Below are 26788 nucleotides of genomic sequence, written 5' to 3'. Positions count from 1 at the left end.
GCCGGACGCGGCGGCTCAATGCAGGGTGCCGGGATTGCGGCGGGCCTCGATCAGCGCGTCCAGGACATCGTCGCTCTCGTCCTCGCTGTCGGCGTACCCTTGCTCGATCTCCTCCTGGTCGGCCGGGCGGACCTCCAGCAGCTTGATCCGTACGCGCAGCGCCATGCCCGCGTAGGGATGGTTGGCGTCGAGCACCACCTTGTCGTCGGTCAGGTCCGTGACGGAGAAGATCAGCGCGTTCTCGTCGCCCTCGCCGTCGTCGGGCTCGACCTCGGTTTCCTCGTCGTCCCCGGTATCGCCAGGCACGCCTTCGAACTGCATGCCCACCTCGATCGGCTCCGGAAAGCGCGAACGCGGTTCGACCCGCAGCAGTTCCGGGTCGTAGTCGCCGAACGCGTCGCTCGGCTCGAGGTGGAAAGTCTGCTCGAAACCGGCGGTCTTGCCCTCCAGGCCGTCGTCCAGGCGGGGCAGCAGGCTGTCGAGCCCGCGATAGAGGAAGCTCACGGGGCCACCGCTGTCATCGAGCGCTTCCCCGTCCGTGCTCATGATCCAGAACTCGACCGTGACGACGGTATTCTCGCCGACGGCCAGGGACGGATCGCTGTTGGAAGCGGTCATAATCTTGGTTTCCCGTATACGTTGGATGGCCTTTCATTCTACAGGCTGGCCCCGCCCCTCCCGGACGCAAAGCATTCCCATGACACCCGACCTTCCCACCCGCCTCCTGGGCGGCCTCTCGCCATCCCGGTTCATGCAGCGCCACTGGCAGCGCAAGCCGCTGTTGATACGCGGCGCCTTCGAGAATTTCCGGCCGCCGCTCTCCATCGCCCAGGTCAAGCGGCTGGCCCGCCGCGACGACGTCGAATCCCGGCTGGTGTGGCGCGAGCAAGGCGCGTGGCAGATGGAGCACGGCCCGTTCGGGCGGCTGCCCTCCGCGCGCGAACCGGAATGGACGCTGCTGGTCCAGGGCGTGAACCTGCACGACGACGCGGCGGCCAACCTGATGGCGCAGTTCCGCTTCATTCCCGATGCGCGGCTGGACGACGTGATGATCAGCGTCGCCACCGACCGCGGCGGCGTCGGTCCGCACTTCGACAGCTACGACGTGTTCCTGCTGCAGGCCAGCGGACGCCGGCGCTGGCGCATCGGCCGCCAGCGCGACCTGGAGCTGGATCCGGACGCGCCGCTCAAGGTGCTGCGCCGTTTCGAGCCCACCGAGGAGTTCGTGCTGGAAGCGGGCGACATGCTGTACCTGCCGCCCGCCTACGCCCACGACGGCATCGCCGAAGGCGACGACTGCATGACGATTTCCATCGGTTTCCGCTCGCCGTCGCTGGCCGAACTGGCGCGCGGCATGCTGGAGTTCGCGTCCGAATCTCTGACCGAGCGCCTGCCGTCGGCGCTGCGGGGTCACTACAAGGACGCCGGCCAGCCCGCGGCAAGGCAGCCCGCGGCCCTGCCCGAGGCCATGGTCGAGGCCGCGCTGGCCGCCGTATCGGCGGTGAAGTTCGACGCCGCGCTGGCCGCACGCTACCTGGGCCGCTGGTTGACCGAGCCCAAGCCGGAGGTCGTGTTCGATGCTCCCGACCCCGCGACGCTGCCCGACCTGGAAGCGGACTGGCCGTCATCGGGCGAGCTGGTGCTGGATCGCCGCACGCTGATGATCCACCGGGGACGGATGCTGTTCATCAACGGCGAAAAGGCCGAGGTCGATGCGACCCCGGCCCTTCGTGGACTGGCGGACCTGCGCCGCCTGGCGTGCGTCTCGGCGAAGCCGGACGACGGCGAACGCGCGGCCCTGCAGGAGTGGCTGGAAGCGGGTTGGCTTCGCTACGACTCCTGAAGCCAGGGCCCGCCAATCTTGCCTACTTGCGCGCGGCCAGCGCGACGTTGATGCATTCCTCGTCCAGGTTGCCGCCCGGCGCGCCGCCGACGCCGATCGCGCCGATGGTGTCGTTGCCGACCTTGATGGGCACGCCGCCCGCCAGGATCAGGAAGTCGTTGATCGCCACCAGTTGGCGCGCGCCGGGGTTGTTCTCGATCGCATTGGCCAGCGCCGAGGTGGGAGCGCGCATCGTCAGCGAGGTATAGGCCTTGCGGCGCGAGGCATCGGCGGTGTGCGGGCCGGACAGGTCGGACCGCAGCATGGCCAGCACGTTGCCGCCGCGATCGACCACGGTGGCGGCGACCTGGTAGTTCTTGGCCGCGCAGGCTTGCACGGCGGCCTGGGCCAGCTCGGTGGCCTGGGACAGCGTCAGCGACGCGGGCGTTTGCGCGTAGGCGCTGGAACCGGCGCAGGCCGCCAGGACGAACAGGGTCTTGAGCAGACGGGACATCGTTTTTTCCTCCTGTGGAATCGACACCCGCAGTGTGCCGGCGCGCAGGCCGGCCGCCCATCGTGCCCGCTACGCACCGGCATCCGTAGCCCTACGGATGCCCTCCCGGTCCCGGCTCCTGGCTGGCCTGCGCCAGGCGGGCGAACTCGACCACCGACGTACTGCCTATCTTCTCGGAGATATGGGCGCGATGGGTCTCCACCGTGCGCGGAGACAGCTCCAGCGCCGCGGCGATCTCCTTGGTGGCATAGCCCTGCGCCACCAGAGCCAGGACCTGGCGCTCGCGCTCGGTCAGGCGCGCGAGCAAGGCGCGCTGCTCGTCCTGCTCGCGATAGCGGGCCAGCGCGGCAAAGGCGGCGTTGATCGCCTCCATCAGCACGTGCTCGTCCACCGGCTTGCTCAGGAAATCCACCGCCCCCGCCTTGAAGGCTCGCCGGCATGCCTGCATGTCGCCATGGCCGGTCAGCAGGACGATGGGCCAGCCGCAACCCGACTCCTGGAGCTTCTGCTGCAGTTGCAGGCCCGTGATGGCCGGCATGCGCAAGTCCAGCACGATGCAGCCCGGCTCCAGCTCCGGCTGGCGGGACAAGAAATCCAGCGGATGGGCGAAGGTCTCCACGCGCAGGCCATACGTGGACAGCAACAGCGCCACCGCGTCGCGCACGGCGCGGTCGTCGTCGACCAGATAGACGGGGGGTTGGGAGGTCACGCCGTGGGCTCCTGTGGGGTTCGCCGGTCCCTGGCCAGCGGCAGCAGCACGGTGAACCGGGCACCGCCCTGGGGCCGGTTGGCCGCCGAGATGCTGCCGTCGAAATGGTGGACGATGCTCTCGCAAATGGCCAGGCCCAGCCCCATGCCGTCCGCCTTGTCGGAACGGAAGGGCTCGAAGACGTGCGGCAGCATGTCCGGCGCCACGCCCGGGCCGTCGTCGCTGACCACGATGCGGGCCATGCCCTCGCTCTCGTCGAGGCTCAGCACGATGCGCCGCCTTTCCAGCGGAACCACGGCCAGCGCATCGGCGGCGTTGCGGATCAGGTTGTACATGACCTGCCCCGCCTGCACCCGGTCCACCCACGCGACGGGCGCCGGCTGGGTCGCCTGCGTTTCAAGCCGCACGCCGCGGGCCGACAGGTCCGCTCCCATCAGCGCCACCATGTCGGCCGCCACCTCGCCCAGGTCGCAAGCCTGCGCCGCCGGCGGGTGGGCGCCGACGTAAGCGCGCATGCGGGCCAGGATGTCCGCGGCCCGGCGGGCCTGCTGCACGTTGGCTTCCAGCACGCGGCGCATGGCGTCCGGCTCCGTACCGGGCAGGCCGGCAAGGCGCAGCGCGGCCTGGCTCTGGCTGAGCAGCGCGGTCAGCGGCTGGTTCAGCTCGTGCGCGATTCCCGAGGCCATTTCTCCCATCGCATTGACCCTCGCCGCGTGCGCCAGGGTGGCTTCCTGCTTGCTCAGCCGACCGGCCTGGCGGGCCCGCTCGGCATCGCCCCGTGCCTGCACGGCACGGAGCCGCTGCACGGCCAGCAAGGCCGCCAGCGCCAGCAGCGCCAGGGACACCAGGACCAACAGGGCCAGCGGCCGGCCCAGTGCCAGGTCGCCCCACCCCGGATGGCGGGACAGCCGCAGCATGATGGGCTGGCCGGCGTTTTCCAGCATGCGTACCGCCGCCATGGCGGGCGGATGCAGCCCCTTCCGTGGCGGGGCCGCGCCATGGTCGATCCCGGCCGCCGCCCCGTCCAGGCGCAGGGCCAGCCGCGTCCCCATGGGCAATTCATCGGCCGCGACCAGCTCGGCCAGGTCTACGGTCAGCACCAGCGCCAGTTGACCTGCCGCGGGGGGCAATCGCTTGACCAGCAGATAGCGGGGCTGGCCCGGCTCCGGCACCGTGCTGACCGGCCGCCCCGGCTGGGCCGCGGCGATCACCGCGCCCAGGCGTTGCGGCTCCAGGGGCGGGAGGCCCGACCGGCGGCTGGACACCAGCGTGCGCCAGCCAGCCTGGGACGACGGTTGTTCCCAACCGATCAGGTCCACTCCTTCGATGCGTGGATAGAAAGCGCGGATGGCGCCCGCCACCTGCCTGATCTCCTCGAGCAGGATACGGTCCGATCGCTGCGCCAGCGCCGCCATGCTGGTCAGGTGGGCGTCGTGCTGCGCGATACGCTGCGACACGAGCCCGGCCACGGCGTCGGCCGCGCCGTCCAGGTCCGCGCGCAACCGGTCCAGCGCCTGGCGATACAGCACGACGGCTCCGGCCAGCACCAGCACCAGCCAGGCCCCCGCCAGGACCACGGCCATCGCGGATTGACGTTTCATCATGGGTGCAGATAGTACTTGCAGGCGCCCCGCCACGCTCGCCTCCCGCTCGGAATCCCCATGCCGGCAGGCATATCGGAGACTGGCGATCTATAATTCGATCCATGGCGATATTCTTCGCCCATTCAGTCTTCCGCCATGGATCTCGACGCCACCATCAAGGCGCTGGCGCATCCGGTGCGACGCAACATTCTGCAGTGGCTCAAGGAGCCCGAACGCCATTTCGCGGGGCAGGAACACCCGCTCGAAGTCGGCGTCTGCGCCGGAATGTTCGAACGTTGCGGCCTGTCCCAGTCGACCGTTTCCGCCCACCTGGCCACCCTGCAGCGCGCCGGTCTCGTCACGACCCGGCGCATCGGGCAATGGGTGTTCTACAAGCGCAATGAAGAAGCCATCGCCACGCTGCTCGATCAGTTGCGCAAGCTCTGACTGCGCGGGAAATTCCCGGCGCGGCGGGTCGAAATGTTGCGTCAAAAACCACAAACCGAAACCCTTGCGCACATTATTGACCAATCGGATACACAAATTGCTTACGCAAATCTTACTTCCAGCTTCCACCATGGAAAATACCTAGAGACGCTGATAGAATTTACCCGTGCTCGAATAACGGCAGACACAGCAGCCCTTGTTTGGGTAATAACGGGAAATAGCGCTATTTCTGGTTTGTGTATTACGACTGACACCTCAAAGGAAAAGAGATCATGAAGAAGACCCTGCTCCTGGCCTCGCTGCTGGCAATCGCTCTGTCGGCTTGCGGCAAGAAGGAAGAAACCGCTCCGGCCCCCGCCGAGTCGACCCCTCCCGCCGCCACCACCCCGGCTGAGCCCGCCCCCGCCCCGGCCGAACCCGCTGCTCCGGCTCCCGCCGAGCCCGCCGCTCCGGCCGACCAGGCCCCTGCCGCCCCGGCTCCCGCCCAGCAGCAGTAAGTCGAATGCGGAAACCCGGCCGGCCCCGCCGGCTCCGGGTTCCTGCCAATCGACGGCCGCATGCGCGGCCAAGAAAAAGCCCGTAGTTATGAACTGCGGGCTTTTCTCATTGACTCAGCGTCACCCAATCGAACCCGGTGTCCTGGTCCGCCACGCCGATCTCCTGGGGCTGCCAACCCAATATCGGCGCAAGCGCCGAGCGCGCCAGTTCCGGCACATTGTTTTTCTTGCTCAGATGCGCCGCGTGCAGGAACTTCAGGCGCGACCGGTCCATCACGCGCAGGATGTCGGCCGCCGCCGCATTCGACAGGTGGCCGTAGCGGCCGGCTATCCGGTATTTCAGCGAAACGGGGTAATCGCTGCGCGCCAGCATGTCCGGGCAATGATTGCATTCCAGCACCAAGGCATCGCAGCCGGACAGCGTCCGGTGAACGTGCGGCGTGCCCTCGCCCAGGTCCGTCAGCACGCCCAGCCGCCACTGGCCGTCGTCCAGCACATACTGCACCGGCTCGCGGGCGTCGTGGGGCACCGGAAACGGCTGCACGCGCAAGCCGCCGATGGCAAAGGCGGTGTGGCTGTCGCAGCAGACGGCGGTCATGCCTTCGGGGATGCGGGCGGCAACGGCCGCACGCGTGCCCGTGGTCAGATGCACCGGAATGCCATGGCGGCGGGCCAGGCGGAACACGCCGCCGATGTGGTCGCCATGCTCGTGCGTCACCAGGATGCCGTTCAGGGATGAAGGCTCGATGCCACGGCCGAGCAGGCGCCTTTCGACCTCCCTCAACCCGAACCCGCAATCGATCATGACGCGGGTCACCGACAGCCCTTCCCTGGCCTCGACGACGAGGGCATTGCCCTCGCTGCCGCTGCCAAGACTCGTATAGCGCATGAAGCCCACCTAGGAAATCCACCCCCGGGCGGCCTGCGACCGCTCCCCCTCCAGGGGGCGGCGCTGGCGGACCGGCAAAGCCGGATCCGCGGCGCCCTGGATCAGACGGGACTCATGGCCGACCCCAACCATTACTTCAGCTGGTTGGACAGGACGTTCAGGATACGCCGGCCGGTGGCGGTGTTCTCGGGCGCCCCCTGCGCGTTCAGCACGGTGACCTGGGTACGGTCATTGGAGGTGACCAGTTTCACGCGGTACTGCGGACGGGTCTCGGGCTTGTCGCTGCCGCGTCCGAACAGGCGGCCGAAGAAGCCCGGCTTGCTGTCGGTGCTGGCCGCGTCGGTATCGACGTAGCGGACGTAGTAGACACCCTCGGCGCGGTTGCGGTCCTCGACGGTGAAGCCGCCACGGTCCAGGGCCAGGCCCACGCGGCGCCAGGCACGATCGAACGGCTCGGCGATCTGCAGGGCACCGATGTCGCCCGAGCCGGTCACCAGTTGCGGCGCCGCGCCGGTGGCCACGGGCGCCGCATTGGTCACGGCCGCCTTGGCACGGTCGAAATCGGCGCCCAGGCGGACCATCAGGCGGCTCAGCATTTCTGCTTCCAGGCCCGGGTCGTTGGGACGCGAGGTCCAGGTGGTCTGGCTCTTCTCCGCGCCGGTCAGCACCTCGACCGCGCCGCGATGGCTGATGTAGATCTCGGTGCTGTTGCCCACGCGCTCGAGGCGGGTGCGGAACATGTCGCGTTCGCCGGTGGACCACAGCGAATCGAAGACCTTGCCGATGGTGTTGCGGATGAAGTCCTGCGGGATCTTCGCCCTGTTCTCGGCCCAATCGGTTTCCATCACGCCGGCCTGGGGCAGGTCTTCGCGCATCAGGAAGCCCAGGTCCTGCCAGAACTGGCGCACGACCGGATAGAGCTGCTCGGGCGAGCGATCGACGACCACCAGCCAGCGCTGGTCGCCATCGCGTTCCACGCGCATGTCCGAACGCTCGGGCAGCACATTGCTGGCGGCCGGCTGCCGGGTTTCAGGCTGGGCCGTGGAGTAGCTGGAGAAGGTCGTGGTCGAGGGCGCCGGCGGCGTCGACCCGGAAGAGGTCTGGGAGGGGATCTGGAACCGGTTGTCGGTGGGAAGCTGCGTCAGGTCGGGAGGCACTTCCAGCTTGGCCGAGGGCGGCTTGGATGCGCTCTTGTAGTCGATGGACTCTTCCTTGCCCAGCAACTGGTTGACGCTGCTGCAACCCGCGAACAGCACGGACAGGGAAATCAGCGCCGGCAGGACCGCCACGCGCGGCAAACTCGTACGAACTGCATTCATTGATGGGTAACTCCTGAAGCCACCGCCGGCCCATGCGGGGTCCGGCGGGTCATGTCGGGGCGAAACATGGGGGGCGTGTGGGGTTCAGATCTCGACACCGGCCGCCTTGAGCGCCTCGCGCACCGCAGCGTGGTGCTGCGCGCCGAGTTCGGTCATGGGCAGGCGATATCCCAGCGCCGTGCGTCCCATCCGGGCCAGGGCCCACTTGACGGGAATGGGATTGGGTTCGAGGAAGAGGTTGCGGTTCAGCAGCGCCAGGCGCTGATTGATCCGGGCGGCCAGGCGGGCATCGCCGGCCAAGGCCGCCACGCAAAGCTCATGCATCAGGCGCGGCGTGACGTTCGCGGTGACCGAGATGTTGCCCCGGGCCCCCAGCAGCATCAGCGCCGCCGCCGTGGGATCGTCGCCGCTGTAGATCGCGAAACCCTCGGGTACCTGGCCAAGCAGCAACGCGCCCCGGCCGATATCGCCCGTGGCGTCCTTCAGGCCGACGATGCCGGGCACCTGCGCCAGGCGCACCGTGGTCTCGCCCGCCATGTCGCAGCCGGTGCGGCCCGGCACGTTGTACAGGATCATGGGCAGGTCGACCGCCTCGGCGATGGTCTTGAAGTGCCGGTACAGGCCTTCCTGCGTGGGACGGTTGTAGTAAGGCACCACGGACAGGCCGGCATCGGCGCCGACCTTCTTGGCCGCCTCGGTCAGCTCGATGGCTTCCGCCGTGGAGTTGGCGCCGGTACCGGCGATGACCGGCGCGCGGCCCGCCACGTGCTGGACGGCAAAGCGGATCAGTTCGACATGCTCGTCCACCGACACGGTCGGCGATTCGCCCGTCGTTCCCACCACCACGAAGCCATCGGTGCCCTCAGCCAGGTGCCAGTCGAGCAAAGCCCGGAAGGCCTCGAAATCGAGCTTCCCGTCTGGCTGCATCGGAGTGACGATTGCGACGATGCTGCCTTCAATAGGAGTGCGAGATGTGGTTGCCATACGCTGCCAGGGTGACCCGAAACGGGACGACGAAAAGGGAAATCAATGGAGTATACCGCCTGTAGAGGCTCGCTCCTACGCCGCGCGCGCCTCCCAGGAAACCGCGGATCCGGCTCCGCCGGTCCGCCGGTTTCGCCCCCTGGGGGGCGCGCGTCAGCGCGTAGGGGGGGGTCACAGAAACAATCGAACGATGGCGTCACCCAGGGCGAGCATGGGCTGGACCAGGAAGCCCAGCATGCCGGTCATCAGCAGCACGAGCAGGATCATCATGCCGTAGGGCTCGATCTTGGAGTATTTCCACGCCAGGCCGTGCGGCAGCAGGCTGAAGACGATGCGGCCGCCATCCAGTGGCGGAATGGGCAGGAGGTTCAGGGCCATCAGCATCAGGTTGACCTGTACGCCCGCCACCGCCATGGCGACGAAGAAGGTCTCGTCCACGCCGGACTGGACCATGAGCTTGAGCCCTACCGCCCAGATGATGGCCATGACGAGGTTGATGCCGGGGCCGGCGGCGGCCACCCACAGCATGTCCTGCTTGGGCCGGCGCAGGCGGCCGAAGTCGACGGGCACGGGCTTGGCCCAGCCGAACAGCAGGCCCGCCCCGCCCAGCAGCTTGCTGGTCAGCAGGATGACCGCCGGCACCAGCAGGGTGCCGATCGGATCGATGTGCTTGATCGGATTGAGCGTCACGCGCCCGGCCTGGGTGGCCGTATCGTCCCCGAACATGCGCGCCACGTATCCGTGGGCGGCCTCGTGCAGGGTAATGGCGAAGATCAACGGGATCGCATAGACCGCGATTGTCTGAATGATGGAATCCATCGCGGCATTGTAGCGGCAGAGCATGGCCGTCCGGCGACGGCCATGCGCTTTTCCGGACCGGGGATTACCCCGCGATGCCGAGGGTGGCGGGGTCGCCCCGGCCACGGCGCACGACCTCCGGCTCCGGGCCGGTCAGGTCCACCACGGTGGTCGGTTCGAAGGGACAGGCGCCCCCATCGACCACCGCCGCCAGTTCATGTTCGTAGCGCTCGCGTATCTGCTCGGCGTCGTTGAGCGGCTCGTCCTCGTTGGCGGGAATCAGCGTGCTGGACAACAGCGGCGCGCCCATTTCCTCCAGCAGGCACAGCGCGATCGGATGGTCCGGCACGCGTATGCCTATGGTCTTGCGCGAAGGGTGGGACAGCCGGCGCGGCACCTCGCGCGTGGCCTCGAGGATGAACGTCCAGGGGCCGGGCGTGGCGGCCTTCAGCAACCGGTATTGCTGGTTGTCGACGTGGGCGAACTGGCCGATCTCGGCCAGGTCACGGCACAGCACCGTCAGGTGGTGCCGCTCGTCCACGCCACGCAGGCGCCGAAGCGCCTCGGCGGCATGCTTGTCGTCCAACGGCGCCACCAGGGCATAGCTGGAATCGGTGGGGATGGCCACCAGCCCGCCGGCGCGGATCAGCTGCACCGCCTGCTTGAGCAGGCGCAGTTGGGGATTCTGAGGATGAACCGAGAAAAACTGTGCCACGTCGACCGACCCTCGCAAACATCGACCACGCCCGGAAACCGTCCGGGCACCTTGTCGCCGGAGCCCGGCGGCTCAATCGGCTGCCAGCGCGCGCAGCTCGGCGGCCAGCTTGTCCAGCGCGGCATCGCGGCCGGCGGCATCCGCGAAGCGCGAGCCGCGCGCGACCACCGCGCCATCGACCTCCAGCACGTAGGAGTCGCCTTCCGCCCGGATCGCCTTGGCCGGGTCGGGCAGCGCGCGCAGCTGCTTGATGACCGCTCCGGCCGCCTGCGCGTCGGCATGGGCCTCGGACAGCAGCAGGTCCTGTCCGTCGGCCGCCAGGAAGCGGAAGCGGAAGCGCCCGTCATCGTCGCGGAAGCTGACGAAACGGGCCTGCTTGCCCGCCTTCTTCTTCGCGGGCTGCGCCGCCGGCGACGCACGCGGGGTGTCCAGCCCCACGGCGGCCCGCAGTTCGGCCAGGAACGGCCCGCCGATGGCGCGCGCCTTGCGGGCGCCTTCCAGCAGGATGTCCTCGATCTCGTCGGGACGGGCCATCAGGGTGTCGTAGCGCTCGCGCATGGGCCCGATTTCGCGCTCGATGCGTTCGTATAGCGCCTGCTTGGCGTCGCCCCAGCCCAGGCCGTCTTCCAGCGAACGCCGGAACGCGGCGGCCTCGCCCTCGTCGGCGAAGGCCCGGTAGATCGTGTATAGCTGGGAGTTGTCCGGATCCTTGGGTTCGCCCGGCAGGCGCGAATCGGTCACGATGCGGCCGATGGCCTCGCGCAAATGCCTGGAGCCGCCCTCGAACAGGGGAATGGTGTTGTTGTAGCTCTTGGACATCTTGCGCCCGTCCAGGCCCGGCAGCGTGGCCACGGCCTCGTCGATCTGCACCTCGGGCAGCACGAACAGTTCGCGGCCGCCGCCGTACAGATGGCTGAATCGCTGGGCGATGTCGCGCGCCATCTCGATGTGCTGGATCTGGTCGCGGCCCACCGGCACGCGATGGGCGTTGAACAGCAGGATGTCGGCCGCCATCAGCACGGGATACGAGAACAATCCCATCGTCACGCCGGCGTCCGGGTCTTCGTTGTCGGCCACGTTCTGGTCCACCGCCGCCTTGTAGGCGTGGGCCCGGTTCATCAGGCCCTTGGCGGTGACGCAGGTCAGCAGCCAGCACAACTGAGGGATCTCGGGCAGGTCGGACTGCCGGTAGAAGGTGACGCGCCGGGGATCGAGGCCGGCGGCCAGCCAGGTCGCGGCGATCTGCAGGCGCGAGCGCTGCAGGCGGACGGGATCCTCGCACTTGATGAGCGCGTGGTAGTCGGCCATGAAGAAGAAGGCATCGTTGTCGTCGTTGCGGCTGGCCAGGATGGCGGGGCGGATGGCGCCCACGTAGTTGCCCAGGTGGGGCGTGCCGGTGGTGGTGATGCCGGTGAGGATGCGGGTTCTCATGGGTCGAAGCGCGACGAGCGGGAAGATGGAACGTAGAGCCGCAGTGTACCTCCCGGGGCCATGGGATGCCCGGGCATGGCGGATAATGGCGGATTGCCTTTCATGTTCCCAGGACTGTCATGTCTTCGATCACGTTCACGCTGACGGGCGAGTTTGTGCCGTTGTGCGATTTGCTCAAGCTCACGGGGCTTGCCGACTCGGGAGGGGTGGGGAAGGCGCTGGTTGCGGCGGGGGTGGTGAAAGTGGATGGGAAGGTGGAATTGCGCAAGACGTGCAAGATACGGGCCGGCCAGGTCGTGGAAATGGACGGGGCGCGGATCCTGGTCCAGGGCTGATGACAGCGCCTGGACCGACCCGCTCCGCTTCACCCGCTCAGTGCGCCTGTTCCCACGTATAGCCCGTGCCCACCTCGGCCACCAGCGGCACCTTCAGCTCGGCCACGTTGCACATCATCTCGGGCAGGCGGTGGGCGACGATTTCGCTTTCCTCGCGCGGGACTTCCAGGACGAGTTCGTCGTGCACCTGCATGACCAGGCGCGCGCCCAGCCGGTCGGCGTCCAGCCAGTCCTGCACGGCGACCATGGCCATCTTGATGAGGTCGGCGGCGGTGCCCTGCATGGGGGCGTTGATGGCGGCACGTTCGGCGGCCTGGCGGCGGGGGCCGCTGCCGCCGCGGATCTCGGGCAGCCACAGGCGGCGGCCGAAGACGGTTTCGACGTAGCCCCGCTCGCGCGCCTGTTCTCGGGTGTCGTCCATGTAGCGCGCCACGCCCGGGTAGCGGGCGAAATAGCGGTCGATGTAGTGCTTGGCGGCGTCGCGCGTGATGCCCAGGTTGCTGGCCAGGCCGAACGCGCTCATGCCGTAGATGAGGCCGAAGTTGATGACCTTGGCGTAGCGGCGCTGTTCGGCGTTGACCGCCTCGGGCTGGACGGCGAAGATCTCGGCCGCCGTGGCGCGGTGGATGTCCTCGCCGCGCGCGAAGGCCGACAGCAGGTTTTCGTCGCCGGAGATGTGGGCCATGATGCGCAGTTCGATCTGCGAGTAGTCGGCCGACATGATCAGATTGCCCGGCTCGGCCACGAAGGCCTCGCGCACGCGCCGCCCCTCGGGCGTGCGCACCGGGATGTTCTGCAGGTTGGGATCGCTGGAGGCCAGCCGGCCCGTGACCACGGCAGCCTGGGCGTAGCTGGTGTGCACGCGCCGGGTCCGGGCATTGATCATCTTGGGCAGCTTGTCGGTGTAGGTGGACTTGAGCTTGGCCAGGCCGCGGTAGCTCAGCAGCGCCTGCGGCAGCGGATAGTCCTCGGCCAGCTTGCTCAGCACGTCCTCGTCGGTGGACGGCGCGCCGCCCGCGGTCTTCTTGACCACCGGCAGCTGCAGCTTGCCGAACAGGATCTCGCCCAACTGCTTGGGCGAGTTCAGGTTGAACGGCTGGCCGGCCAGCTCGTAGGCGCGCTGCTCGAGCACCAGTAATTCCTGGCCGATGGCATGGCTCTGGCGGGCCAGTTCCTCGGGATCGATGCGCACGCCGTTGCGCTCGACGATGGTCAATACCCGCGACACGGGCAACTCGATGGCGTAGATGCGCGCCAGGCCGGCGTCGGCCTCGATGCGCGGGTACAGCGTGGCATGCAGCTGGAGCGTGTAATCGACATCCTCGCAGGCATACTGGGTGGCCACGTCGATGGCGACTTCGTCGAAGCAGAGCTGGTTGACGCCCTTGCCGCATACGTCGACGAAGGACAGGCCCTTGCGGCCCAGCCAGCGCTGCGACAGGTCGTCCAGCGACACGCTGCGGTGCGACTCCAGCACGTAGGCTTCGAGCATGGTGTCGTGCGCCACGCCGCGCAGCGCCACCCCGGCGTTGGCCAGGACGTGGGTGTCGTATTTGGCGTTGTGCAGCAGCTTGGGGGCGTCGGCGTTCTCCAGCCAGGGCGCCAGGCGCGCCAGCACTTCGTCCCTGGGCAATTGCTCGCCTGCGTCCGGGTGCCGATGGGCCAGCGGGATGTAGCAGGCCTCGCCCGGCCTGACCGCGATGGACAGGCCCACCAGCCGGGCCTCCATTTCCACCAGCGAATCGGTCTCGGTATCCAGGGCGACCAGCGGCGCCGCCTGGATGGCGGCCAGCCAGCGGTCGAAGGCGGCCCAGTCGCTGACCGTCTCGTAGTTCACCGTTTCCGGCGCGGCCGGAGCATCCGCCTGCACGCGTGAATCGCCCTCGGGAATGCGGGACTCGTCGCCCGTCAGTTCGCGCAGCCAGGTGCGAAAGCCGTAGCGTTCGTACATGACCTCGAGCTTCTCGCGGTCGGCCTCGCGCATGGTGAGCGCGTCCAGGTCGGGAATGTGGGCGCTCAGGTCGCAGTCGGTACGTATGGTGATCAGGGATCGGGTCAGTTCGAAATTCGGGATCGCCGTGCGCAGGTTGGCGCCCGCCACGCCCTTGACGGTGTCGGCCTGCGCCACCAGTTCCTCCAGCGTGCCATACTGGGAGAGCCATTTGGCCGCCGTCTTGGGTCCGACCTTCTCCACGCCGGGCACGTTGTCGACCGAATCGCCGATCAGCATCAGGTAGTCCACGATGCGCTCGGGCGGCACGCCGAACTTCTTCACCACCCCTTCGGCATCCAGCGTCTCGGCGGTCATGGTGTTGACCAGCGTCACGTGGTCGTTGACCAGTTGCGCCATGTCCTTGTCGCCGGTGGAAACGATGCTGTGTATGCCCTGCTGCGCCGCGCGCAGGGCCAGCGTGCCGATGACGTCGTCGGCCTCGATCCCTTCGATGGCGAAGACCGGCCAGCCCTGGGCCCGTATGGCCTCGACGATGGGCCCGACCTGGCGCGCCAGGTCTTCGGGCATGCTGGCCCGGGTGGCCTTGTACTCGGGATAGAGCTCGTCGCGGAAGGTCTTGCCCGGCGCATCGAAGATGCAGGCGAGGTAGTCTGCCTTATGATCGTTCAGTGCGCGGCGCAGCATGTTCAGCACGCCGTACAGCGCGCCGGTCGGTTCCCCTTGCGCGTTGCGCAGGTCCGGCAGGGCGTGGTATGCGCGATAGAGGTAGCTGGACCCGTCCACCAACAGCAACGTCTTGATCATGATCAAACACAGAGAAATCGAAATAGGCAAGGAAACCCACGACAGCGGGAACGTCCCGAAGAAACCCGGACGCATCCCCGGCCTGCGAGATGTGGTGAGCGTGGAACGCGCCACCGCCACCAAGGCACGGGAGTCATGGCATGTGCTGGGGATTATGTCAGAGTTCTTCGAGGCGTCCGAACGCCTGGCGCAGATCCGGCCGGCGGTCAGCATCTTCGGCAGCGCCCGCATCCCCGCCGGCGACCCTCGCTACGACATGGCCGAGCTGATCGCCCGCAAGCTGTCCGAGGCCGGTTTCTCCGTCATTTCGGGCGGCGGCCCGGGCATCATGGAGGCGGCCAACAAGGGCGCCTACGAGGGCCCCAGCCCCAGCGTCGGACTGAACATCGAACTGCCCCACGAGCAGTCGAACAACGCCTACCAGAACATAAGCCTGTTCTTCCGCCACTTCTTCCCGCGCAAGGTGGCCTTCGTCAAGTTCACGTCGGCGTACGTGGTGCTGCCGGGAGGCTACGGGACGCTGGACGAGTTGTTCGAGGCGCTGACGCTCGTGCAGACCAACAAGAGCCGGAAGATGCCCATCATCCTGGTCGGCTCCGAATACTGGCGGGGACTGGTGGACTGGATCCGCGCCCAGCCGCTGGCGCAAGGGCTGATCTCGCCCAACGATCCCGACCTGCTGCAGGTGATCGACGACCCCCAGGCCATCGTCGATGCCATCTTCGATTTCTACCAGCACGAGGGCTTCACCCAGTCCCCGGGCGAGCGCGAGCGGCTGCTGAACCTGTAGCACGCGCCACGGACGGGCCGGCGGCGGGGACGATGACGCTAGAATGCGGGGTAATCGTCGATACCCGCCCTCATCCCGCTTATCCATGGCCGTATTCACCCCCATCACCGAAACGGATGCCCGCGCTCTGCTTGCCGACTACACGCTGGGCGAGTTGCGCGCCCTGCGCGGCATCCCTTCCGGCATCGAAAACACCAACTATTTCCTTACGACCAGCCAGGGCGAATACGTGCTGACCCTGTTCGAGCGCCTGACGCGCGAGCAGCTGCCGTTCTACATCGACCTGATGACCCATCTGGCCGAACACGGGATTCCCGTCCCCCACCCCCAGGCGACGCGCGACGGCCGCCGGCTGGCGGAGCTGAACGGCAAGCCTTGCACCATCGCCACCCTGCTGCCGGGCAAGTGCGAGATGTCGCCCCAGGCCGCCCACTGCGAGCAGGTCGGCGCCACGCTGGCCCGCATGCACCTGGCCGGACGCGACTTCCCGTCGGTGCAGCCCAACCTGCTCGGGCTTGCCTGGTGGCAGCAGACCGCGCCCGTCGTCGCCCCCTACCTGGATCCGGCCGCGGCGGCCATGCTGCGCGACGAAGTGGACGTCCAGACGGCGTTCGCGCAGACCGATGCCTGCCGCGCGCTGCCGCAGGGTCCCGCGCACTGCGACCTGTTCCGCGACAACGTCCTGTTCGCCGGCACGCGCGAGGCGCCCGTCCTGGGCGGTTTCATCGACTTCTACTTCGCCGGCTGCGACACCTGGCTGTTCGACCTGGCGGTGTGCGCCAACGATTGGTGCATCACCCACGCCAGCGGCGCATTCCGCCCCGAGCTTGCCCAGGCGCTGCTGGGCGCCTATGCCCGGGTCCGGCCGCTGACGGACGCCGAGCGCGCCTCGTGGCGCACCGTGCTGCGGGCCGCCGCGCTGCGCTTCTGGATGTCCCGCCTGCGCGACTTCCACCTGCCGCGTCCGGCGCAGACGCTGACCCCGCACGACCCCACCCATTTCGAACGCATCCTGCGCCTGCGGCGCGATGGCGACCTTTTTCCGCTTCCCTGAACCATGACACACGCTTCCGACCGGCACGCGCCGACGAGGACCCACGCACACATCCCGCATACGCAGGGAGGCCGCTGATGCAAGCCGCTTCCCTTGCACCCAGTGCCGGCTGGCAATGGGCGCGCGACGGACTCGCCCTGTTCCGCCTGCAGCCCATGGCGATGTTCACCTGGGCCTTGACCGTGGGCTTCATGGTCCTGGTGGCCAGTATCCTGGCCCCCATCGGCCCCTTGCTGTTCGTCGTCGGCATGCCGGCGATCACGGTCATGACCCTGGAGGCCTGCCGCGCCATCGAGCAGGGCCGCACCGTGCTGCCCCTGCGCCTGTTCCTGGTGCTCAAGGCTCCGGGCTTGTTCAAGAAGCTGCTGGCGATGGGTGCCCTGTACGTGGCCGCCGTGCTGGCCGCGGGCCTGGTCGCCTTCCTGCCCTTCGCCGACGGCCTGAGCGAGGCGATGTCCGGCCTGTCGTCGGATGACGTCGGCGGCGTCCTGGCCGCCATGCGTGCCCCCATCGCCCTGTTCGGCATCTTCTACGTCATCATCGCCGGGCTGTTCTGGCATGCGCCGGCGCTGGTCGCCTGGCACCGGCTGGGCATCCGCAAGGCCCTGTTCTTTTCCGGCATCGCCTGCTGGCGCAACAAGGGCGCCTTCCTGATGTACGGCGCGACCTGGCTGCTCGTGGTGCTGGCCCTGGAACTGGGCGGCGGCCTGCTCGAGGCCGTCGGCCTGTCGCCGACGATTTCCGGGCTGATCCAGATGCCTTTCAATTTCGTCGCCGCCGCGGTCCTGTATTGCAGTTTTTATCCTACTTACACCAGCGTATTCGGAGCGCCGCCCGCGCCGGGTTTCAGCAACGGTACGTAAGGGATTTTGTGGGTGATTTTCTCAGTGAAAACCCGGGACTTCGCCCACGCCGCCGGCATTTTCCGGTTCAATCCGGCAAACGCGGTTGACGGGCACAACGATAGCCCGTATAACGGCGGGGCATGATTTTCAAGAGTACGAGTTGCTGTACAAAATCGCTTACCACTGCGGTACGGTTGTTCATGGTCTCCATCCTTGATTGTCTTGCTTACATTCGTTTGGTTTTTTCATTTCAAGGATAAACACCATGGAAACCGGTACCGTCAAATGGTTCAACGACGCCAAGGGTTTTGGCTTCATCACGGCTGATTCGGGCGGCGACGACCTGTTCGCCCACTTCTCCGAAATCCGTGTGGACGGATTCAAGACCCTGCAGGAAAACCAGAAGGTTCGTTTCGAAGTCACCGTTGGCCCCAAGGGCCGCCAGGCTTCCAACATCCAGCCCGTATAAGCTATAATCAGCTTATCCGCCGAAACCCCCGCTTGCGGGGGTTTTTGTTTTTGCCTGGAAGAAAAGCTCCCGCCAGGGGGCCATCCCCAGCTTCCGCGACACGGCAAACCCAAACCCAGGCGGCAGCCACTACGCCCCGGCCTTGCAACGGCTTCGGCGTTTCACCGCGAACTTCCCCGTCATCGATGGCGCCTCGCGCCACCTTGCCGCATGCCATGGCGTCGCCATGGCCGAAGCTCGCATTTATGCATTCGCATGCACAGGAGGAATTGACCATGGCGAATAAGGAAGAACTGATCGAAATGGAAGGCATCGTTGCCGAAGTGCTGCCCTCGACCAGCTTTCGCGTCACGCTGGAAAACGGCATGGAGGTTGCCGCCTACGCATCGGGCAAAATGCGCAAGCACCGCATCCGTATTCTGGCCGGCGACCGGGTCACGATGGAACTGTCTCCATACGACCTGACCAAGGGGCGCATCAGCTTCCGCCACAAGGACGGCCCGTCGCCCGCCCCCGGCCACCGCCCGCAGCGGCGCAACTGACATGCCGCGACAGGCGTGCCGCCACAAAGCCTGAAGCTGCTCAGACCGGATCGAGCTTGGCCATGGCGAGCGCCAGCGTCTTGGTTCCCACGCCGCCGAAATTGACCTGGACCTGGGCATCCTGGCCACTGCCCATGAGGCTGACGATGACCCCTTCGCCGAACTTCGGGTGCGCCACGCTCTGGCCCACCTTGAAGGTGCGCCCGTTGACCTCGACCCCGGCATCGGACGTGCGGCGGCTCGAATAGCCCTCGGACGAGCCCACATAGGGCGCGTCCTTGGCCGGCCGCGAAAAGCCGCCGCGCTCGGACTCGTCGCCCCAGGCGGCGTGTCCCCAGCCCCCGGCGGTATCCACCGCCTTGGCCCGGCCGTTGCGCGGCGTCAGCCACTTCAGCGACTCCTCGGGCACCTCGCTCAGGAACCGGGACTGCATGTTGTAGCGCGTCTGGCCATGCAGCATGCGCGTCTGCGAGAAGCTCAGGTACAGGCGCTCGCGGGCGCGCGTGACCGCCACGTACATCAGCCGCCGCTCTTCTTCCAGCCCGGATTGCTCCAGGACGCTGTTCTCGTGCGGGAACAGCCCTTCCTCCAGCCCGGTGATGAAGACCGCCTCGAACTCCAGCCCCTTGGCGGCGTGCACGGTCATGAGCTGGACCGCATCCTGCCCTTCGCTGGCCTGGTTGTCGCCGGCCTCCAGCGCCGCATGCGACAGGAAGGCCGCCAGCGGGGACGGCAGTTCGACGCCGGACTCGGGCAGCGTCTGCGCCAAGGCGCCGGCATCGGCCAGGCCATAGCCGTCCTCGGCGGCGAAGGCGGCCGCCGCGTTGACCAGTTCCCGCAGGTTCTCGATGCGCTCGGCGCCTTCTTTTTCCTGCAGGTAGTGCTGGATCAGGCCGCTGGCCTCGATCACGTGGTCCACGATCTCGTGCAGCGGCAGATTCTGCGTCTCGAAGCGCATGCGGTCGACCAGGCTCGCGAACTGGGCCAGATTGTTGCCGCCCCGGCCGGGCACCTGGCTGACCGCCGAATACAGGCTGCAATTGTGCAGGCGGGCGATGTCGGCCTGCTGCTCGAGCGTGCGGGCGCCAATGCCTCGTGCCGGGAAATTCACCACGCGCATCCAGGCGGTGTCGTCGTGCGGGTTCTCCATCAGGCGCAGGTAGGCCAGCGCGTGCTTGACCTCCTGGCGCTCGAAGAAGCGCAGGCCGCCATAGACTTTGTACGGGATGCCCGACGAGAACAGCGCATGTTCCAGCACCCGCGACTGGGCGTTGCTGCGGTACAGGATGGCGATCTCGCGGCGCAGCCTGCCCTCGCCCACCAGCGAGCGGATCTCCTCGATCACCCACTGGGCTTCCTGGGCGTCGGACAGCGCCTCGTACACGCGGATGGGCTCGCCATGCCCCTGGTCGGTCCACAGGTTCTTGCCCAGGCGGCCGGAGTTGTTGCGGATCAGGGTGTTGGCCGCATCCAGGATATGTCCGTGCGACCGGTAGTTCTGCTCGAGCCGGATGACCCGCTCGTGGGCGTATTCCCGCTCGAATTCCGCCATATTGCCGACGTTGGCGCCGCGGAACGCATAAATCGACTGGTCGTCGTCGCCCACGGCGAACAGGGCCGCGCCGCCGCCTGCCAGCAGCTTGAGCCAGCGATACTGCAGCCGGTTGGTATCCTGGAACTCGTCCACCAGGATGTGGCGGAAGCGGTGCTGGTAGTGCTCGCGAATGGGCGCGTTATGGGTCAGCAGCTCGTAGCAGCGCAGCAACAATTCGGGGAAGTCGACCACCCCCTCGCGCTGGCACTGGGCATCGTACATGCCGTAGAGCTCCACCATCTGCCGGTTGAAGCTGTCGTAGGCCTCGACCTCGGTGTGGCGCAGCCCCTCTTCCTTGGCGGCGTTGATGAAGTGCTGCACCTGGCGCGGCGGGTATTTCTCGTCGTCCACGCCCGCGCCCTTGAGCAGCCGCTTGATGGCCGACAACTGGTCGGCCGTGTCCAGGATCTGGAAGGTCTGAGGCAGCCCGGCATCGCGGTAATGCGCGCGCAGCATGCGGTTGCACAGGCCGTGGAAGGTGCCTATCCACATGCCGCGGGTGTTGATGGGCAGCAGCGCGCTGATGCGGGTCAGCATCTCGCGCGCGGCCTTGTTGGTGAAGGTGACCGCCATCAGCCCGTGCGGGCTGACCTGGCCGGTCTGGATCAGCCAGGCCATGCGCGTGGTCAACACCCGGGTCTTGCCGCTGCCGGCGCCAGCCAGCACCAGGGCGTGGCGCGGTTCGATCGTGACGGCGGCGTGTTGGGGGGGGTTGAGATTGTCGAGCAGGGACATGGGCGCAATGCTGGGAATGAGAGAGTGCGGCAGGCAGTCTAGCACCGCTGGCCCAGGAGGGCCCCGCCTGCTTCTATAATGAGGGGTTTAGCCGGCCGGCTGCCCCGCGCGAGCCGGCCCAGGCCCGCGGCCATGGCGTCATCGCCGCGCCAGAATACCCTAGACCAGCCCGGAACCCATGCAGGAACGCTACGCTCCCAACGAGATCGAATCCGCCGCCCAGAAGCACTGGGAAGCGACCAACGCCTACCTGACGGTAGAACACGCGAAGAACCCCGACGGCTCGGAAAAGCCCAAGTTCTACGCCTGCTCGATGCTGCCCTATCCCAGCGGCAAGCTGCACATGGGCCACGTGCGCAACTACACGATCAACGACGCCATGTACCGGCAGTTGCGCATGAAGGGCTACAACGTCCTGATGCCCATGGGCTGGGACGCCTTCGGCATGCCGGCCGAGAACGCCGCCATCAAGTCCAAGGTGCCGCCCGCCAAGTGGACCTACGACAACATCGCCTACATGAAGAAGCAGATGAAGGCGATGGGCCTGGGCATCGACTGGTCGCGCGAAATGACCGCCTGCGACCCGCGGTACTACAAGTGGAACCAGTGGCTGTTCCTGAAGATGCTGGAAAAAGGCATCGCCTACCGCAAGACCCAGGTGGTGAACTGGGATCCGGTGGACCAGACCGTGCTGGCCAACGAACAGGTCATCGACGGGCGCGGCTGGCGCTCGGGCGCGCTGGTGGAAAAGCGCGAGATCCCCGGCTACTACCTGCGCATCACCGATTACGCCGAGGAACTGCTGGACGAGGTCAAGAACAACCTGACCGGCTGGCCCGAGCGCGTGCGCCTGATGCAGGAACACTGGATAGGCAAGAGCGAGGGCACGCGCTTCGCCTTCACCCACGACATCCGCGACGCCGCCGGCCAGTTGATCCAGGACGGCCGCATGTACGTCTTCACGACGCGCGCCGACACCATCATGGGGGTCACGTTCTGCGCCGTCGCGCCCGAACACCCCCTGGCCCTGCACGCCGCCGCCACGGATCCCGCCCTGGCCGCCTTCATCGAGGAATGCCGCAAGGGCGGCGTAACCGAGGCCGAGCTGGCCACGCGCGACAAGGAAGGCCTGCCGACCGGCCTGACCGTGGTGCATCCGCTCACGGGCGAGGCTGTGCCGGTCTGGGTCGGCAACTACGTGCTGATGAGCTATGGCGACGGCGCGGTCATGGGCGTTCCCGCCCACGACGAACGCGACTTCGCGTTCGCCAGGAAATATGGCCTGCCCATCAAGCAGGTCATCGAGGCCGAAGGCCAGGTCTTCTCCACCGACGCCTGGCAGGAGTGGTATGGCGACAAGCAGGTGGCACGCACGGTGAACTCCGGCAAGTACGACGGCCTCGGCCACCAGGCCGCCGTCGATGCCATCGCGGCCGACCTCGCGGCCAAGGGCCTGGGCGAGAAGCGCACCACCTTCCGCCTGCGCGACTGGGGCGTTTCGCGCCAGCGCTACTGGGGCACGCCCATTCCCATCATCCACTGCGAGGCCTGCGGCCCGGTGCCGGTGCCCGAGAAGGACCTGCCGGTCGTGCTGCCCGAGGACCTGATCCCGGATGGCAGCGGCAACCCGCTGGCCAAGAGCGAATCGTTCCTGAAGTGCGTCTGTCCGCAATGCGGCAAGCCCGCCCGGCGCGAGACCGACACCATGGACACTTTCGTGGACTCGTCCTGGTACTTCATGCGCTATACCTCGCCCGGCAACGACGCCGCGATGGTCGACGAGCGCAACGACTACTGGATGCCGATGGACCAGTACATCGGCGGCATCGAGCACGCCGTGCTGCACCTCTTGTACGCCCGGTTCTGGACCAAGGTGATGCGCGACATGGGCCTGGTCAAGTTCGGCGAACCCTTCGTCAAGCTGCTGACGCAGGGCATGGTGCTCAACCACATCTATTCGCGCAAGAACGAAAAGGGCGGCATCGAATACTTCTGGCCCAACGAGGTCGAGAACCTGTACGACGCCAAGGGCGCCATCGTGGGCGCCAAGCTCAAGGCCGACGGCTCGCCGGTGGATTACGGCGGCGTGGGCACGATGTCCAAGTCCAAGAACAACGGCGTCGATCCGCAGTCGCTGATCGATACCCAGGGCGCGGACACGGCCCGGCTGTTCGTGATGTTCGCCAGCCCGCCCGAGCAGACCCTGGAATGGTCGGGCTCGGGCGTGGACGGCGCGCACCGCTTCCTGCGCCGCCTGTGGTCCTTCTGCCATGCGAACCGCGACCGCATCCAGGCGGCGCTGGGCCGCCCCGCCCCGGCCGACTGGTCGTCCGCCAGCCAGTCCGTGAAGCTGCTGCGCCGCGACGTCCATGCCATCCTGAAGCAGGCCGACTACGACTACCAGCGCATCCAGTACAACACCGTGGTCTCGGCCAGCATGAAGCTGCTGAACACGCTGGAGGATGCCAGGCTCGACGGCGAGACCGGCGACGCCGCGCTGGCCGAAGGTACGCGCATCCTGCTGTCGGTGCTGTATCCCATCGTGCCGCACCTGACCTGGCAGGCCTGGCGCGACCTGGGCTATGCCCAGGTCCATGGCGACCTGCTGGACGCGCCGTGGCCCGAGCTGGACGAGGCCGCGCTCGTGACCGACGAGGTCGAGCTGATGCTGCAGGTGAACGGCAAGCTGCGCGGTTCGCTGTCGGTGCCCAGCAGCGCCGACAAGGCCGCCATCGAAGCCCTGGCCGTCGCGCATGAAGCCGTGGGCCGGTTCCTCGAGGGGCGCCAGCCCAAACGCGTTATCGTTGTCCCTGGCAAACTCGTCAACGTGGTGGGCTGATGCAGCAAACGAGCTCGAAGTCGCTACCCCTGGGCGCCGCCTCTCACGGCCGGCGCCGTTTCCTTCGCCTGGCTGCCGCGACAGGCGGAATGGCCGCGCTGGCGGGCTGCGGCTTCGCGCTGCGGGGCACGGCCGACCTGCCCTTTTCCACGCTCTACATCGGCGCCGCCGACACCTCCGAGCTCGGCGCGCAATTGCGCCGCTACGTGCGCAACACGACCAATACGCGCATCGTCGAGGATTCCAAGGCGGCGGAAGCCCAGTTGCAGATCCTGCAGGAGACGCGCGAACGCAGCATCCTGTCGCTGGACGCCTCGGGCCGCGTGCGCGAATTCGAGCTGCGCTACCTGTTCGCCTTCCGCGTCCACGACGGCAAGGGCCAAGACTACATCCCGCCCACGACCATCGCGCTCAAGCGCGACCTGACCTTCAGCGACGCGAATACCCTGGCCAAGGACTCCGAAGCCAACCTGCTGTATCGCGACATGCAGAACGAAGCCGTGCAACAGGTGCTGCGCCGCATGGCCGCGGTCGAGTCCAAGCAGCCCAGTTGATGAAGAAGATGAGGCCCCCCCCTACGCGCTTCGCGCGCCCAGAATGGTGTGCCCCCAGCCGCTACGCGGCAGCCCCCAAGGGGGCCGGGACCCGCCTTGGGGCGGCCCGGCGTCGGGTCCCGAGGGGCGATGCTGGCGGACCGGCGGAGCCGGATCCGCGGCATCCTGGATCGCAGCGACGGTCCGCCGGAGGCACCCTATGAGGCAATTGCGTCCAGAACAACTGATTGCCCAGCTTCAGCGGGCGGGCGAGCAGCTGGAACCGCTGTATACGGTGACCGGTGACGAGCCCCTGCTCGTGATCGAGGCTTGCGACGCCTTGCGGGCGGCGGCCACGGCTGGCGGCTTCACGGAACGGGAAACGGTGGTGGCGGATGCCCGCAGCGACTGGAATGCGCTACTGAGCGCCTCGCAGTCGATCTCGCTGTTCGGCGATCGCCGGCTGCTGGAGCTGAAGATCCCGACCGGCAAGCCCGGCAAGACCGGGGGCGAGGTCATCGCGCGGCTGGCCCGGCAGGCACCGGGCCAGCGGGGCGAGAGCGTCACGGTGGTGATGCTGCCCAAGCTGGACAAGACGACCCGCTCGTCGGCCTGGTTCTCGGCGCTGGCCGAGCATGGCATCGTCGTGGACGTGCCCACCATCGAACGGCCGATGCTGCCCGGCTGGGTGGGCGAGCGGCTGGCCCGGCAGCAGCAGCGCGCCGGCGGCGAGGTCCTCCAATGGCTGGCCGACCGCGTCGAGGGCAACCTGCTGGCCGCGCACCAGGAAATCCTCAAGCTGGGCCTGCTGTATCCGGAAGGTGCGCTGACGCTGGAACAGGTGCAGGACGCGGTCATGAACGTGGCGCGCTACGACGTCTTCAAGCTGCGCGACGCCATGCTGGCGGGCGACGCCAAGCGCATGGTGCGCCTGATCGAAGGCCTGCGCGCCGAGGGCGAGGCCCTGCCGCTGGTGTTGTGGGCGGTGGGCGAGGAAATCCGCCTGCTGGCCCGCCTGGCCCAGGCCGGCCAGCAAGGGCAAAGCGTGCCGGCGCTGATGCGTACGCTGCGCTTTTTCGGCACGCATGAACAATTGGCCAACCAGGCACTCAAACGGCTGACGCCCCAAGCCTGGACCGCCGCCGTCCACCACGCCCACGAGGTGGACAAGATCATCAAAGGGCTGCGTGTTCCGGGACGCCTTCCGGATCCGTGGCACGAAATCACGCGGCTGGCGCTCAGGCTCGCGGCCTGAAACGCCCCGCCCCCTGCGATTCATACGAATGGAAATCTCTACGCTCGACCAAACCATGCGCCGGATCGGCGCCAGCGCCCGCGCCGCCGCCCGGCTGGTCGCCCGCGCCGACGACCGTGCCAAGGCCGCGGCGCTGCGCGCCATGGCTGCCGGCCTGCGCGACCACAAGGACTGGCTGCAGGCGGAAAACGCCAAGGACCTGGAAGCGGCCCGGGCGAACGGACTGGACGCGGCCATGGTCGACCGCCTGACGCTGTCCGACAAGGCCCTGGGGCTGATGGCCGCCGGCCTGGAGCAGATCGCCGCCATGCCCGATCCCGTGGGCGAACTGACCGAGACCCGCACGCGGCCCAACGGCATGCAGGTGGCGCGCATGCGGGTCCCGCTGGGCGTCATCGCCATCGTCTACGAGTCGCGCCCCAACGTCACCATCGACGCTGCCGCGCTGTGCCTGAAATCGGGCAACGCCACCATCCTGCGCGGGGGTTCCGAGGCCATCCATTCCAATACCGCGCTGGGCCGCATCGTGCGCGCGGGCCTGGAAGCCGCCGGCCTGCCCGCCGACGCCGTGCAGGTGGTCGAGACCACCGACCGGGCGGCCGTGGGCAAGCTCGCCACCATGACCGAGTTCGTGGACGTCATCGTCCCCCGGGGCGGCAAGGGGCTGATCAAGCGCCTGTCCGAGGAAGCGCGGGTGCCGGTCATCAAGCACCTGGACGGCATCTGCCACGTCTACGTCGACCGCGACGCCGACCTGGCCAAGGCCCACACCATCGCGTTCAACGCCAAGACCTACCGCTACGGCATTTGCGGCGCGATGGAAACCCTGCTGGTCCATGCCGGCGTGGCCAGGGCCTTCCTGCCCCCGATGGGACAGGCGTTTACCGGACACGGCGTCGAAATGCGGGGCTGCGAGCGCACCCTCGCGCTGGTGCCGCAGGCCGTGCCCGCGACCGAGGAAGACTGGGACACGGAATACCTGGGCCCCATCCTGTCGATCAAGGTGGTGGACGACCTGGACCAGGCCATCGGCCACATCGAGGCCCATGGCTCCCGGCACACCGACTCCATCGTCACCGAGAACCTGTCCGCCGCCCGCCGCTTCCAGCGCGAGGTCGATTCGAGCTCGGTCTACGTCAACCTGCCGACCTGTTTCGCCGACGGCTACGAATATGGCCTGGGCGCCGAGATCGGCATCTCGACCAACAAGCTGCACGCCCGTGGGCCGGTCGGGCTGGAAGGGTTGACCACGCTGAAATGGATCCTGACCGGCGACGGCCAGACGCGGGGCTGACGCCGCGCGCCCTGCCATGCGGCGGATGCGGCCCGTT

At 67.6% G+C, this 26788-nt stretch carries 25 protein-coding genes; 13 read left to right on the top strand and 12 right to left on the bottom strand.

Translation table 11 applies throughout. From position 1 onward, the window contains the following. Positions 1 to 15: 15 nt before the first annotated feature. Positions 16 to 618 carry a peptidylprolyl isomerase gene (locus N5K27_RS01005; RefSeq protein WP_243724628.1) on the bottom strand — a complete coding sequence of 201 codons (603 nt, stop codon included), beginning with the start codon at positions 616 to 618 and terminating at the stop codon, positions 16 to 18. Between the two features lie 79 nt (positions 619 to 697). Between N5K27_RS01005 and N5K27_RS01000 the strand changes: the two genes are divergently transcribed. Next, the gene (locus tag N5K27_RS01000) at positions 698 to 1843 is read left to right on the top strand and encodes a cupin domain-containing protein (protein ID WP_087841782.1); all 1146 of its coding nucleotides are present in this window, start codon (positions 698 to 700) and stop codon (positions 1841 to 1843) included. Between the two features lie 22 nt (positions 1844 to 1865). Here N5K27_RS01000 and N5K27_RS00995 read toward each other — a convergent pair whose 3' ends face one another. The 3 genes from N5K27_RS00995 to N5K27_RS00985 form a co-directional block, all read right to left on the bottom strand. After that, complete coding sequence (locus N5K27_RS00995; RefSeq protein ID WP_087841783.1) at positions 1866 to 2336, bottom strand: heme-binding protein; 471 nt, start codon at positions 2334 to 2336, stop codon at positions 1866 to 1868. A 91-nt stretch (positions 2337 to 2427) separates the two neighbouring features. Next, on the bottom strand, positions 2428 to 3045 hold the full coding sequence (locus tag N5K27_RS00990; protein ID WP_132980413.1) for a response regulator: 618 nt from the start codon (positions 3043 to 3045) through the stop codon (positions 2428 to 2430). After that, positions 3042 to 4649: an ATP-binding protein gene (locus N5K27_RS00985; protein ID WP_140416922.1), complete on the bottom strand. Its 1608-nt coding sequence runs from the start codon at positions 4647 to 4649 to the stop codon at positions 3042 to 3044. Before N5K27_RS00985 ends, N5K27_RS00990 begins: the two co-directional genes overlap by 4 nt. 135 nt (positions 4650 to 4784) lie before the next feature. Between N5K27_RS00985 and N5K27_RS00980 the strand changes: the two genes are divergently transcribed. Together N5K27_RS00980 and N5K27_RS00975 are read left to right on the top strand one after the other, a co-directional pair. After that, complete coding sequence (locus tag N5K27_RS00980) at positions 4785 to 5075, top strand: metalloregulator ArsR/SmtB family transcription factor (protein WP_279813855.1); 291 nt, start codon at positions 4785 to 4787, stop codon at positions 5073 to 5075. Between the two features lie 272 nt (positions 5076 to 5347). After that, positions 5348 to 5572, top strand: a complete 225-nt coding sequence (locus tag N5K27_RS00975; RefSeq protein WP_087841787.1) for a hypothetical protein — start codon at positions 5348 to 5350, stop codon at positions 5570 to 5572. A 106-nt stretch (positions 5573 to 5678) separates the two neighbouring features. Here the strand turns inward: N5K27_RS00975 and N5K27_RS00970 are convergent, their stop codons facing one another. From N5K27_RS00970 to N5K27_RS00945, 6 genes are all read right to left on the bottom strand, one after another. Continuing rightward, positions 5679 to 6461, bottom strand: coding sequence for an MBL fold metallo-hydrolase (locus tag N5K27_RS00970; protein WP_279813852.1), 783 nt, complete (start codon positions 6459 to 6461; stop codon positions 5679 to 5681). 131 nt (positions 6462 to 6592) lie between these two features. Then, positions 6593 to 7780: an outer membrane protein assembly factor BamC gene (gene bamC / locus N5K27_RS00965; RefSeq protein ID WP_279813849.1), complete on the bottom strand. Its 1188-nt coding sequence runs from the start codon at positions 7778 to 7780 to the stop codon at positions 6593 to 6595. Positions 7781 to 7864: 84 nt separating this feature from the next. Next, positions 7865 to 8764: a 4-hydroxy-tetrahydrodipicolinate synthase gene (gene dapA, locus N5K27_RS00960; protein ID WP_087841789.1), complete on the bottom strand. Its 900-nt coding sequence runs from the start codon at positions 8762 to 8764 to the stop codon at positions 7865 to 7867. 171 nt (positions 8765 to 8935) lie between these two features. Next, positions 8936 to 9583 carry a site-2 protease family protein gene (locus N5K27_RS00955; protein WP_279813847.1) on the bottom strand — a complete coding sequence of 216 codons (648 nt, stop codon included), beginning with the start codon at positions 9581 to 9583 and terminating at the stop codon, positions 8936 to 8938. Positions 9584 to 9647: 64 nt separating this feature from the next. Beyond that, the gene (locus N5K27_RS00950) at positions 9648 to 10277 is read right to left on the bottom strand and encodes an L-threonylcarbamoyladenylate synthase (RefSeq protein WP_087841790.1); all 630 of its coding nucleotides are present in this window, start codon (positions 10275 to 10277) and stop codon (positions 9648 to 9650) included. A 72-nt stretch (positions 10278 to 10349) separates the two neighbouring features. Next, positions 10350 to 11708, bottom strand: coding sequence for a tryptophan--tRNA ligase (locus N5K27_RS00945; protein ID WP_087841791.1), 1359 nt, complete (start codon positions 11706 to 11708; stop codon positions 10350 to 10352). Positions 11709 to 11827: 119 nt separating this feature from the next. Between N5K27_RS00945 and N5K27_RS00940 the strand changes: the two genes are divergently transcribed. Further along, the gene (locus N5K27_RS00940; protein WP_279813842.1) at positions 11828 to 12043 is read left to right on the top strand and encodes an RNA-binding S4 domain-containing protein; all 216 of its coding nucleotides are present in this window, start codon (positions 11828 to 11830) and stop codon (positions 12041 to 12043) included. 37 nt (positions 12044 to 12080) lie between these two features. Here the strand turns inward: N5K27_RS00940 and polA are convergent, their stop codons facing one another. Continuing rightward, entirely contained in the window at positions 12081 to 14801 is a 2721-nt protein-coding gene (gene polA / locus N5K27_RS00935) for a DNA polymerase I (protein ID WP_087841793.1), read from the bottom strand. On the opposite strand from polA, the gene N5K27_RS00930 reads away from it, so the two are divergent. From N5K27_RS00930 to infA, 5 genes are all read left to right on the top strand, one after another. After that, positions 14800 to 15591 carry a TIGR00730 family Rossman fold protein gene (locus tag N5K27_RS00930; RefSeq protein WP_132980405.1) on the top strand — a complete coding sequence of 264 codons (792 nt, stop codon included), beginning with the start codon at positions 14800 to 14802 and terminating at the stop codon, positions 15589 to 15591. The genes polA and N5K27_RS00930 overlap by 2 nt on opposite strands. Before the next feature lie 85 nt (positions 15592 to 15676). Continuing rightward, positions 15677 to 16645: a homoserine kinase gene (locus N5K27_RS00925; protein WP_279813835.1), complete on the top strand. Its 969-nt coding sequence runs from the start codon at positions 15677 to 15679 to the stop codon at positions 16643 to 16645. Between the two features lie 77 nt (positions 16646 to 16722). After that, positions 16723 to 17508, top strand: coding sequence for a BPSS1780 family membrane protein (locus tag N5K27_RS00920; RefSeq protein ID WP_279813832.1), 786 nt, complete (start codon positions 16723 to 16725; stop codon positions 17506 to 17508). Positions 17509 to 17755: 247 nt separating this feature from the next. Then, positions 17756 to 17959: a cold-shock protein gene (locus N5K27_RS00915; RefSeq protein WP_087841797.1), complete on the top strand. Its 204-nt coding sequence runs from the start codon at positions 17756 to 17758 to the stop codon at positions 17957 to 17959. 275 nt (positions 17960 to 18234) lie between these two features. Then, the gene (gene infA / locus N5K27_RS00910; protein ID WP_087841798.1) at positions 18235 to 18501 is read left to right on the top strand and encodes a translation initiation factor IF-1; all 267 of its coding nucleotides are present in this window, start codon (positions 18235 to 18237) and stop codon (positions 18499 to 18501) included. Between the two features lie 40 nt (positions 18502 to 18541). On the opposite strand, the gene N5K27_RS00905 is transcribed toward infA, so the two are convergent. Beyond that, the gene (locus N5K27_RS00905) at positions 18542 to 20830 is read right to left on the bottom strand and encodes a UvrD-helicase domain-containing protein (protein ID WP_279813825.1); all 2289 of its coding nucleotides are present in this window, start codon (positions 20828 to 20830) and stop codon (positions 18542 to 18544) included. A gap of 178 nt (positions 20831 to 21008) precedes the next feature. On the opposite strand from N5K27_RS00905, the gene leuS reads away from it, so the two are divergent. The 4 genes from leuS (at position 21009) to N5K27_RS00885 (ending at position 26751) form a co-directional block, all read left to right on the top strand. Then, positions 21009 to 23669: a leucine--tRNA ligase gene (leuS, locus tag N5K27_RS00900; protein WP_279813823.1), complete on the top strand. Its 2661-nt coding sequence runs from the start codon at positions 21009 to 21011 to the stop codon at positions 23667 to 23669. Beyond that, positions 23669 to 24223 carry an LPS assembly lipoprotein LptE gene (lptE, locus tag N5K27_RS00895; protein WP_087841801.1) on the top strand — a complete coding sequence of 185 codons (555 nt, stop codon included), beginning with the start codon at positions 23669 to 23671 and terminating at the stop codon, positions 24221 to 24223. Before leuS ends, lptE begins: the two co-directional genes overlap by 1 nt. A gap of 199 nt (positions 24224 to 24422) precedes the next feature. After that, entirely contained in the window at positions 24423 to 25457 is a 1035-nt protein-coding gene (holA, locus tag N5K27_RS00890; RefSeq protein ID WP_279813818.1) for a DNA polymerase III subunit delta, read from the top strand. A 34-nt stretch (positions 25458 to 25491) separates the two neighbouring features. Next, positions 25492 to 26751, top strand: coding sequence for a glutamate-5-semialdehyde dehydrogenase (locus tag N5K27_RS00885; protein WP_176400863.1), 1260 nt, complete (start codon positions 25492 to 25494; stop codon positions 26749 to 26751). Positions 26752 to 26788 lie beyond the last annotated feature (37 nt).

Source organism: Pigmentiphaga sp. GD03639, from assembly GCF_029845405.1.
In the GTDB taxonomy this organism is placed as follows: domain Bacteria; phylum Pseudomonadota; class Gammaproteobacteria; order Burkholderiales; family Burkholderiaceae_B; genus Pigmentiphaga; species Pigmentiphaga daeguensis.
Note: the sequence above shows the minus strand (reverse complement) of the source record. Positions and strands in the feature narration are given on the sequence as shown.